9 protein-coding genes are annotated in these 12,152 nt (G+C 32.6%); all 9 read right to left on the reverse strand.

Annotated features, from left to right (window positions below; translation table 11 throughout):
• Positions 1-73: 73 nt before the first annotated feature.
• Complete coding sequence (locus MUB18_RS16915; RefSeq protein ID WP_045753242.1) at positions 74-892, reverse strand: hypothetical protein; 819 nt, start codon at positions 890-892, stop codon at positions 74-76.
• A 1-nt stretch (position 893) separates the two neighbouring features.
• Positions 894-2,360, reverse strand: a complete 1,467-nt coding sequence (locus MUB18_RS16920; protein ID WP_248753951.1) for a hypothetical protein — start codon at positions 2,358-2,360, stop codon at positions 894-896.
• Positions 2,361-2,365: 5 nt separating this feature from the next.
• Positions 2,366-5,014, reverse strand: coding sequence for a hypothetical protein (locus MUB18_RS16925; protein WP_248753952.1), 2,649 nt, complete (start codon positions 5,012-5,014; stop codon positions 2,366-2,368).
• Positions 5,015-5,323: 309 nt separating this feature from the next.
• Complete coding sequence (locus MUB18_RS16930) at positions 5,324-6,163, reverse strand: GLPGLI family protein (RefSeq protein WP_248753953.1); 840 nt, start codon at positions 6,161-6,163, stop codon at positions 5,324-5,326.
• A 57-nt stretch (positions 6,164-6,220) separates the two neighbouring features.
• Positions 6,221-6,463 carry a hypothetical protein gene (locus MUB18_RS16935; protein ID WP_045753246.1) on the reverse strand — a complete coding sequence of 81 codons (243 nt, stop codon included), beginning with the start codon at positions 6,461-6,463 and terminating at the stop codon, positions 6,221-6,223.
• A 117-nt stretch (positions 6,464-6,580) separates the two neighbouring features.
• Complete coding sequence (locus MUB18_RS16940; RefSeq protein WP_248753954.1) at positions 6,581-8,221, reverse strand: vitamin K epoxide reductase family protein; 1,641 nt, start codon at positions 8,219-8,221, stop codon at positions 6,581-6,583.
• Positions 8,222-9,474: 1,253 nt separating this feature from the next.
• The gene (locus tag MUB18_RS16945) at positions 9,475-9,765 is read right to left on the reverse strand and encodes a hypothetical protein (protein ID WP_108159894.1); all 291 of its coding nucleotides are present in this window, start codon (positions 9,763-9,765) and stop codon (positions 9,475-9,477) included.
• Between the two features lie 39 nt (positions 9,766-9,804).
• Positions 9,805-10,965 (reverse strand): hypothetical protein, encoded by a 1,161-nt coding sequence (locus MUB18_RS16950; protein WP_248753955.1) that lies wholly within the window; start codon positions 10,963-10,965, stop codon positions 9,805-9,807.
• A 426-nt stretch (positions 10,966-11,391) separates the two neighbouring features.
• Positions 11,392-11,904 (reverse strand): LytR/AlgR family response regulator transcription factor, encoded by a 513-nt coding sequence (locus MUB18_RS16955; RefSeq protein ID WP_248753956.1) that lies wholly within the window; start codon positions 11,902-11,904, stop codon positions 11,392-11,394.
• Positions 11,905-12,152 lie beyond the last annotated feature (248 nt).

Below are 12,152 nucleotides of genomic sequence, written 5' to 3' on the forward strand. Positions count from 1 at the left end.
TATTATTTTTTTATATGCAACATTTATGTTATAGCTAACACATTACACTGTCAACTTAATTTCACCCATTAGTTTAATCTCCATAAACATTAGTATTGGTTACAAAATCAAACAAAGTTTTTGAATCCATATCATATTTCATAAAGTGTTTCAAATTAACATCTTTAAGGTCCGTTTCTCCAATATGCAAATAGAGTTCACTCCATAAACTTGTCTCATTAGATCCATTTGATTGGAGAATCTTCTGAAATTTCCCCCACCAATACCTATTATCATATTGTTTTACACAAAGAAATAACTTTGCAATAAAAACATTCTCAATAAATACATGTTCAAGTATGAAGCGATCTAAAATATTTTCTATTGAACTGTAAAAAGGCTTTTCCAACAACGATTCATCAGTGACATAAATCGCCAGATAGCTGTATTTTAACAGTATATCAATAATCAGTGGTAACTCTTTTTGATCAAATGATTTAGGATCTAAAAGGACTTCGTTCAACCGGGCTATTAAAAGTTTCAAGCATTCAAAATGAGTAAATCGATTATAAATATGATCCTTTGAATCATTCCCTATCCTTTGTTGATAATAGGTTATTAAGTTTAAATGCTTTTCAACATGAATTGATTCTTGGAGAACTTCCTTCAGGGTTAATTTATAAATAAGATCGTCTAAATCGGCTAAAATTTCATCAGGATCTCCTACTAAATAATTGTTTTCTATTAAAAAAGAGATATACCAGGCAATTCCTAATAATCCTGTCTCAAACGAATAATCGTCATTGACCATGGCCTGTTCAACCCATCTTTCAAGGATTGTCTCATCCACAATATTTTCATCCACAATATGAAATGACAAAAGATCAAAAATACTTTTATTATTTAAATACATGTTAAAATAAGTTAAACGATTCTGACATTATCTTTTTTGCTCGAACTCCTGTTATAGTTTCAATACAATTTATGTCTTTTAGATTATGATGATCAAATAGCTTAATATCTCTGATGGTTGAATTTTCAATATTCATTTTTCCTTTATTAAATTTGAGTAGGTCAAAATCTAACACCTTTGAAAAAGTTTCTACAAATAGTTTATCAACTTTATAAGAATCACTAAACTCAAATATTCTTAAACCATTATCTTCTATATTTTCATCTAAAATCAGATTAATTACATCAATCGCGATCAAGCAATCTGCGGGTATCACCAAAATTTTACTATATTTTGTATGCTGTTTTTCGAAGGATATTTTTTCCCAATGGTTATCAAAAAGCCCAGAACCTATTTTAAAATTAACAATAAGGCTAATATGCTTCTTGATAAATTTTGAATACAATTCTGATACATTTTTATTTTCAATATTATTTGAATGAAGAAGAATCAACACATCTGAATGAATCTTACGCTGATGATCTAATTCCTTTCTTCTACTCCTTACCAATTCTGCAATTCTAAAACTACAGCTACTTTCCGGTATATTATTGATGGTATCATCATACCAAGGAGGATAATTTAAATAATTAGTTTTCTTAAAATGCAATTTTTCATCTTTTATATTTCCTGAATAATGTTGAATAGCCTTTTTATCCCATTCTTCTATAGAACTAAAAGGCCATGAAAAATCCATTTCTTGACTTATCTCAACATCCTTCTCAAAATACCAAAGGTTCCATAATACTGCCCACATATCTGAGCACCATGCCTGTATTCCTCTTTTTTTAGAACGGAATTCTTTTTGAAATTCATAATGTTCTTGCCATAATTTTTCATTATAATTTTTCATCAAAAGATATAATTCTTCCGAATCCTTTTCGACCTTTTGCCAAAATTTTGCATCTATATTATTGAGAACATATTGTGCACCTCCTGTATTTTTATCTCTTTTCAAAAGAACCTCTTTAGAAATTCCCACTACTGAAAGCATTTTAGCTATCAATTCCTCAGAGGCTACACTTTCTAAATATCCAAAATCTAAATAGTCACTCGTATCTGAAACATAACACATTTCATTCTCAACAATTTTTGGAATTCTAGAAAACAAAATATCAGAATCATGATAAAATATGGTTTCCTTAGAAAGCCATTCATATGCCTCAAAATGTTGCTTTAGAATGTGCGGACGAATAGATGACGTATAATTAGGTTTAACTCTAGTATCTGCGTAAATGAAAAATCTCACAAATCTTTCATTCTCCTGGATAAATTTCTTGAAACTTGGATTAAGACCCTTCTTAACATCATAACCTATTAATACATGAATATTATTCTTATTTATTCCTAGACTTTCAAAATTTCGAAATTGCAACTCTAACTGCCATTCAAAATATTTTGAATCTGGTTGTGCAGATATATATATCATAAATACTAAATTTTAAATTTCATCGATATCAAAAACTGTCTCGCTCTTAGTTCGAAATAACTTTGTATAAGTTCATAATCCGAAGAAAACTGTTGCAGATAATTTTTATTATTCAAAATATTGGATGCCGTAAACTCTAAATCCGTACGCCAATGTGACAGCCTGAAACGATAAGTCGCATCCATAAAATATTGACTCTTTTGTGCCTTCACATTATTTGCATACAAAGAATTGGACAAACTGATCAAATGCCGGTCATGGGGAGCAAATACCAGATTAAAAAAATGATTGTTGTACAACAGTTCATTGCGCAACCCATCGGCCAATCTATTGTGAGTACGACCCATAGAAACTCTGTAATCTCCAGATACCAGCGATGAAGACGAATTGATCAATTCGAAAGTAAACGATTGACTGCTCACATGTTGTTTAACCAACTGCTCATTAAGCAAATAATCTGAAGTACTCCAACTGAAGTTACCGTTTAATTTTGCTACAGTTTTAATACTAACAAATAATTTGGAAAGTCCGCCACTGATCCCCTGCGATAAACGCTGTCCATGCCGATTAGTAATACTGGTGGTGCTGCGTCCTAAACTGTCCAATACCGTACTGAACATATAATCACGCCAGCTCTTTCTAAAATTATACGCTAGATTAGCAAAAATAGCCTTAGAGGTATTTTTATACTGATAATTTACTCCTGTACTCAAGTCTTCATCCTTGAGCAAGCGTGCATTATACTTTTGCATACTGCGATACTGGTTAATGATATAACCACTATAGAAATTGTCAAGCCCACCAAAGTTTCTTCCACTGAGAAGATTTGTACCAATACTATTTTTACTATTAAGCAGATAAGTCACTGAGGCCGATGGATTCCAGCTGCTCCGAAATTCATTTTTCAAACGCTGCTCGCCTTGATGTCTGACATTATAGTAATATTGACTGAATGGCAGATTGAAACTGTAGATAAACTTTCGAACTTCTTTTCTCATCTCAAGTGCCATACGCAACTGCAATTGCGCATTGTTCATATCATTGAAATAGCCGGTATCCAAAACGCGAACATCATTTTGCTCCTTGACCTGGATGTGACTGTTGAGCTTACTGTTGTTGTAATTCAGGTTGACACTAGGCGAAATGGTCCATCTTTTGATCTTGCGTGACAGACTTACTCCGTTTTCAAAATTGAAGCTCTTAAATAGAACGATCTGCCCCATATGATCATATGGCTTACCGGCATTGATCAACGATTCGAATTGACCTGGGCTGACTGAAAGACGTTGAGGTGTACTGTGCCATTCTACAGTGGAAGTGATATTGACCAATTGTTTGCCTATGAAACGACCCAAGGAAAAAGCATTGAGGAAGGCCTCGTCCGAAAATCTTTTATCCTGATAAATAGTTGTATTTTTATTTAAAAGGATATTCCCTACGCTGTTGTTCCAATGTTTACGATAATTGGTACTATTACGGAGATAAATGTTGGATTCATTCTTCTCGACCAATACCCCAATATTCAGCTCGTCGACACCATAACTATTGTCTACCATTTCTTGATTTTGAATCACTTCATCGCTTGTAAAATACTGTGTCATGGTCGTGCCCTGAAGCTTTCGATCATCATGGAAATACGAAAGATTACCCTTAACTTCAAGCCCGTTCTTCAACTTTTGAATCATATTGCTACTCATTAAAAAGATCTGATTATCCAGCCATTTTTTCTGATCAAAGTCAGGAGTAGCGACCTCTCGGATAGAGAGATAAGTTGGCCCATCGGAAAAGCTAGATCGGGCAGTAAAATAACCAGTACCTGAATAGAATGGTTTTAACTGCTGTGACACATCATCGCCAATATTGTTGGTCTGCAATGAATTGAGTATTTGAAAGGTCTTAGCAAATGTCATCGGAGTTAAATTGGCATCCCAAAGTGCTGGAGTTGCACCCAGACCAATTTTACCCGTACCTGTCGTGGTAAATTTCTTAAGCTGCAAATTAAGTGTGGCTCGATTGGAAAAAACCAATTTATCCAACATTTTGACCGGTTGATGATTTTCAAGGATCTGAACTTTCAAAACTGCATCTGCAGGAAGGTTTTGATTGATAAGCCCATATCGCCCCCCTATCATATCCAAACCATTAACGCGATACTGTTGGATTGGCTCGCCTTGATACAAGATCTGACCTCCACGCATCTCGATACCTGGAAGCTTTTTGATGATATCAGCGATAACACGATCTTGCTTTCCAGTAAACGAAGCAACATTATAATTGATCGTATCTTTTCGATTATAAACCGGTACATCAGCCAACTTTACCTCTTGGATCTTCCTGACCTCTGCCTTTAATATATAAGCATAGTGCGCGGTCACATTGACAACATGTACACTACGCTTGGCATAGCTGAGATGATTAAAATCCAACTGTACCGAATCTACATCGGTTACTTTAACAGTAAGTTTGAAGATTCCTTCGACATCGCTTTTTGAAAAACCCAATAAAGCTGGTGAACCGATCTTTTTATAAGAGACAGTGACATTAGCGATTGGCTTTTGATCTTCAGTCAGTAATTTACCTGTAATAACGGTTTGCGCAAAGGAATGAACACTGATCAATATAAACATGACTGTAAAAAAGAGCTGATCTCTCATATGGTTTTTTTTGCAATACTTCAATATCTCTCAATATGGTTATTATCCGTTTTCATTTCTGTCTTGGATTTTACTTGATTTGCCTGGGATAGTTTAAGCCCACCTCATAGAACATATTCGACCATGATCATTCAGATTTTCGCCTTCTCTTATCAAAATCAACTGAAATTTTAATATTATTATGGTACGGAGGAGAGGTATAAAAATATCTTTTTTCTTGAAAAACATTGTTCTGGATAAATTTTCTCAAACTCGTTACTAGAGATAAACTACATACGTAAAAATTTGTGATGCAAAATCAGGGCTATATTAAGGATGTAGTTCTATCCAATTGTTATCTGAATCAACGCTCGCCTGAAAATTTCTTTTCCTTTCTTTAATTTCATCATCACTAATTGACTTATTATTTGAAAGAAATTCTATCATTCGATTTTGAACATAAGATTTCTTGGCATTGCTTTGTTCATTAAGAAACGCTTCTCTACTTACTTTTTGAATACCAGTTCTTAAGTACCTATTTAAGTTTACTTCTTTTATTAAATCTGTATTAATTTTTAAACATTCCAATTTCCATGTTTTGGTATTATCTATTGCTGAAATTACTAATCCAGGCAATCCTGAAAATTTATATGGTCCATCATTAATAGGGATTTCATTTGTGAACCAGACCTCCCAATTTCTACCAGCATATTTACCTTCTGCCTTTTGGCAATGCATACCTGCGATAGTTTTTGTAGAATCTATTAGCTTCCATTCAATACTATTTGATGGTTCTGCATAACAAAATACATTAATCCCGTTTCCTGCATTCAAATTCTGGAATGTAAATATTGTATTATGCTGTTTCAATATTTGAAATGGAAGTACAGTTAAGGTCTCCCCAAAAAATGACATAGAATATCCCTCAAAATCTCCGTTTTTTTCTAAAGAATAGAGTGCAGAATCTCTCTTGCCAAAATTTACAGAGCGAAATAACGATGTACTATCATTGAATAATAATTCAGCTACTTCATTATAAGATCTAGATGAGGTACTATCAAGTTTAAAAGAGATATTATAAAGCACTTTTCCTTTAAAAGAATGATCTAATTTTTGAGAAAAAAGTGAAAAGGGAAGAAAAAACAAAATGATTATTATATATCTGAACATGATGAATAATTTATAGTCACTGAATAATTCTATTCAGTGACTAATTCTAAAATTTAATTAACCCCAAGCTTTACATTCTGTTTCAGAATAACCTGCCGCTATACAACAATCGTACTTAGATTTACATGTAGTTGTACCAGCAACAGTACATTTCGGTTTATCTGAAGGACAAGTTACTTCTGGCCCTGTTGTGCCTCCAGAAGTACCGGCAGTAAATCCACCCAATACATCTTTTAGTTGTTCACGAGTCAACTGCTCTACTTCTTGAATGTTTAAATTTTTTAATGAAATTTTTTTCATAATTTTATTATTTATAAAATATGATGTCCACTTACTCTGGAACATCTTAAGAGGGTCTTTTTCAGGGAACCTTCTGTTTGCCCGAGATCATTTGCAACTGGCTCGGGCATTCTTATTCTAGAAAAAGCTTTTTAGATCCTTTATACTATATTGATCAGGGAGCTCTCGGCCGTTTATAAATAAAGTAGGGGTACCTCGAATCTTCATATCATTACACCAATTGTACATTGAAGTTATTTTATCCTTCTGTTGTTTTAATTCACCATTCATCGGATATTTTGATGCAAATATTGCATAGTCTTTAGTTGAAGCTAAATACCAATCATCCAATGCCTGATGTACCCTTTTAGCACCATATTTTTCTTGGATAGCTAATAAATGTTGTACAGGTGCAGTTTTTATATCCTCATCATCCCCAGAGGCTGTGAAAATTATTCGAATACGAACATTTTTATTATTTTTGATGATATCGTCTAACTCTGGATGTGCTTTGGCACAAGGTCCACAATATGGATTGCACACTTTAATAATCTCTGTACTAGCATTTTCATTTCCAATCAATATTCCTAAATTATCATTAGTAAGTGCGACTACATTACTTTTATTTAATAACGAATTAAAAACTGATGGGCTATAACGTAATTTCATCCATTTATTTCTATATTCCTTACTATCATTTGCTCTCTTAATTACTGGAATTGCAAAATAAACAAGTAGCATAGAAGCGAGTCCCAGGAATAAAACCACAAGTAGATGATGAAAATTTATAGATGCAAAATCAATAGAATAATTGTAAAAATAAATGATTGAAATTACAAAGTTAATAGCGATTAACCCTTGAACAAGAAGACATAAAGGGCACCAATGTTTAATTATACGCCATTGATAGTATACAGAAAACATAAAATATAGGCTCATCCCAATAGATAAGAATGACCATACTATAAGATTACTAGTCTGTCCGATAAAAAGAACTTGACTTAAAAAAAAACTGGTAAAGAAAGAAGAGCCCCAAATGGACCAAGAAATACCAAACAAGGTTGACTGATTTGAAGAGAGTACTGAGTCGCAACTTGATTTTTTACCCCACGCACCACATACTTCTTTCACAAAAGGATCGTGCGAATTGATTTCATGCCTAATCAATAAAGATGAAACCAATATACCAGTAACGCTAGTTACCATAAATATGACACCAACCAAAGTTGATAAAAAATATCCCTGCATCAATAAAATAGAGATTGAAAACACAAAAATTGCTATTAACAAATAGTATGGAAGATGCTTTACAATACGATCAGTTCTTTCTATTTGCTTATTTTTCGAATAATTAACCTCGTCTCTAGCCATTTCTCCATCGAGCAATAAGATGATGTCTTTATCTATTTTTTCAAAATCTGACGTACCAATGTTAACTAACTTTTGAGATAATGGATCCAAATACATTACATTAGAGTCCCCTGCCGATGTAACAACTGTAAAACTCGGACTTGACCATCCTTCTTTCTGAATGGCGCAGATAAAGGGAGTTTCAAACTCTGCATAAGAATGATTTCCTTTACGGACTGCCATACTAACTACATTATATTCAGCCAGAATATCTTTTAATGAGAGTAATGATAGGTAATCTACATGGGCTTCTAAAAGATTTTGAAGATTTAATTTGGTATATCTCACATTAAAAAGACCAAGTACAAATCCACTGGTATAGTAAAGATCACTCTGTTTTGCAGTATACAGAAAATTAAAAAGTCCCATAAATAAAATATTTGGTTGATTAGAAAACTATTATGTGTGACATAAAAGAGAGATCTAAAATCTAAGTTTATACTCTAAGGTAATTAATGATTAACATATATTAAAAAAATAAAGTACATCAATCGATTGCGCTATTTTAAATAAAAAAATAACCTGTCCAGCTATATTTAAAAGAACTTTCAGATTCAGGAATAAAAAATCAAAAAAATATCTATATACACTTAAAATTTAAATAATAAGACTTAAAAGTGCCCTCACCTATTACAAATTATGAAGAGAATATCTAAAGAATACTCACATCTTTTAAAGAAATAACATCATTCATTGTACTCAAACACATAACAAATTTCACTTGCAATTTATCACAACGATGCTTTTGCAACATTTTTTTAAAAACGCATATAATCATATGAGAAGATTTTTATAGAGATGACGATTTTCAAAAGATACAATGAAAATCAAATCTTAATCTGATAATTAATTAAATGTCTATTGCGTTTCACACCAAGAGCATGAGAATTAAGTTTTAGATGCAATCATAATTAAATGCCAACCCTACAGAAATTTGGTATCAACTTTAACTCTTCAATCGATCGATCCTTTCCTTTTTATATGACTCCCTGCAGTAAAATTATGGAATCAGGCAAATTAGAAATACTTTTTTTTGAAAATAATACGAAATTTGTTTGGCAAGATCTTCATATCGACTGTGAAGCCTTGCTGCCATACCATTCGCAATTACCTCGCTTGGCTCACCTGTAATATAACATAATGTAAACAATAGAGTCTTTGTAGATCGTTTCTCCGATCTTCCCGTGAGTAGGGAAATTGAATTTTGATATCCGATCAATTGATTTAATATGTTTAAAGAATCACTTTTAAAAGCCACATTGTAATACGATTAAGTGTCTGGATTATCGGAATCCAAATAACTTCAGAAAGATTTAGTATAAAAGAAACAGCAATATACTTGATGTCACGCTGAAGTTTAAATATATGATTGTTAGCAGTATCGAGTATCTTAAAATTGAGAAAAATCAATGAAGTGCTCACTCCTGGTATATAACTAATATCCATTTTTATTGTTGCCGATTTATAGTCCTGATATTTTGTATACGAGCAAAACCAAAGGATAACACTCCCTAAAATAAAAAAAAATTGGAATTTATAATTTATCATGGTTTAACTAAATTTTATACTATTTTTTAGAATTTCTTACCTATATACCATTCAAATTACTTTACGAAATTCAATTATTTTTTCAATGCACGCTCGATCCACATAGTAGCAGTAGCTGCCAAATCATTCGGATATGTACTCTTCTGAGTGAGATGACCTCGCTTATCAAAAACCAAATAACTGGGAATATATTCAAAACCAAATTGTTCCAATGCTGTCGCAAACTGGTTTTTATACACGTAAAAATGTTCTCCACCTAATATTTTGCTATATTCCTGAAATCCATTACGATTGGACGATTCATCCGTTAAATACACGAATACAACATCTTCCCGAGCTGCATACTTTTTCTTTACTTGATCCATTTCAGAAAAAGCTTGTATGCAGGGACCACACCAAGTAGCTCAAAAATCAATGATGATCACTTTATCTTTATATTTGTCGACAATTGATGCAACGATCGTTTCATTTTTTTTATCAAATGGAAGAAAAAACACCTGTCCATCACCCACTCGATCACTACATTTTTTCAGTTCATTTTGATGGTAGATATAATTTCTTAACTCCTTATTTTTAAAAAAGCTATCTATCTGATACAGCTCTTGAGGAGGTAATATATACCCTTCGTTTATATATTGGATATAAGCACTCGCCATCATCATATCATAAAATAGGTTATCTTCTTGTTCAAAAGTTTTTCCAAATAAATCAATTAAACGTGTTTTAAAGCCCGCTGGTCCTACAGAAGTAATACTTGGGATCTGTAATAGCGAATCTTGCTGAATGGCAATCAAAAGATCAAAGTAACCCGAAGGCAGTAATGTAAGCGTATCTGTATAGTTTAACGTGATGATACCGTCATAATAAGTTAACGTTCGCTCCGGTATTGCAGTCGCAATTTGTGGATCCAAGTTCAGATTTTTATAGTATGCTAGTACACTGCTGGCATAATCTTTAAATAGTAAATTAGGAACTTTAAAGGTATTAATCATGTGCGTATAATAAGACTTAAGCAATCCGTCCGGAATATCTTGGGTTAATGAATACGTCATCTCAGCGACAGATTTCAGTTGTTTCCATTTAAAATCATCTGCAGATTTAAGAACTTCTTTTCTTGCGTCCTTAGAAGTTGGATAAGAAAACAGATTCATAATCAACTCTTCCTGTAGAGCCGAATTATCAAAAATTTCCTTATAATGCCCCTCAAACTGCACATCATAATCAGCAGAATCGATCATCGATACCGTAATCACATTCGTCTCATTTGGCAATAGCATAGTTGCTATATAGCGGCCATTTAATCTAAAATAAACCGAAGTAGGGCCATACGTGTATTCAGATAAATATAATGTCGAATCATTGAGTTTTGTAAATGCGACCGGTTTATCTCTCAATAAAGAATTGCTCATCATCGGCATGCCGACCTCCATGTTATCGAAAAGAAGTGAAGGTTTTCCCTTTACTGTAAGTGATAAATAACCACTAGATAAAAAGTGAGACTGTGCGTAGACGTTTAATTGCAATGAACAATAAAACAAAGTAAGATATGCAATAATTTTGATCATGAAAAATTTGTTGTTTATCTATTTTGATCACTAGAAATAGTAGCCGAAAAAGAGATTATAGGTAATAAAATATATAAGCTCCAAAAATTGATAATTCATGAGGAACACATTGGTATATACCCATATAAAATTCACCTGTACGATCCATCATTGATAGGATTGGCTTATAATTATCTTAAATATAGGAAAATTGTATCTAATAAAAATTATTCTCTTCATTAATATAACTTCAATAAAAACAACATCTTATTAAAAGAAGCAGGTGCTAATTAATAGAAAATAGATTCATACTTCTTTCAATGGCATATTTATTCCTATTTATCCACTCTTTTCTTAGTGGATTATAGACGATTAAAATGGATATTTTAAGCAAATGCTTTTTTATGAAAAGGATGTATATAAAAGAAACTGATGGCAATTTGCGAATTATCGAAAATCCTTCAATCTCGTATAAAAAATAGCTTTATAGCTTTCACTGATCGGGATTTTCTCTTCATCGATAAACAGACAGTTGCCGTCTATAAATTTGACGTATTTGAAAGATACAATATAGGAACGATGCACCCTACAGAAAAGACGAGCAGGAATCAGATTAATGATTTCCTTCAGATTCATATAAGTAATGATATGCTGATCTTTGGTATAGACGGATATGTAATTATTCAAACCCTTTATATACATGATGTCTGAAAATTTCACTTGATAATACTTGTTTTTAGCATCACCTTTTAGCAACAAATATTCATTTTCGACCAGCGAAGTCATCGATGCAATTTGTAGCAACCGAAATTTATCAACAGCTTTTTGAAAACGCTCATAGGAAAATGGCTTCAGCAGATAGTCGACCACATCCAGATCAAAGCCCTGCAGTGCATAGTCCGGATAAGCAGTAGTTAAAATAACCCTGCATTTATTAGTGTAAAAATATTTTTTTTTCATGAACCTTTTTAAGTGACAGTTGTTTTATGAAATGAAAACTATAGCAGCTCTGCTTTTAAATAAGCAGAAAAATAAATCGACGTAGTACAGTAGAAAATCCAAATGCACCCAAAACTTTTGGATGACGAAACAAAAAAGAGGAAACGATAAGAAACATAAAAAAAGTTACTGTACATCAACACGTCAAGATAAAGGGTCTAATGAGAATTAGGCCCTTTTGACTTTAAAGAACCCATCTAAACTTATAG

Origin of the sequence: Sphingobacterium sp. PCS056, assembly GCF_023273895.1 — a bacterium.
GTDB lineage: Bacteria > Bacteroidota > Bacteroidia > Sphingobacteriales > Sphingobacteriaceae > Sphingobacterium.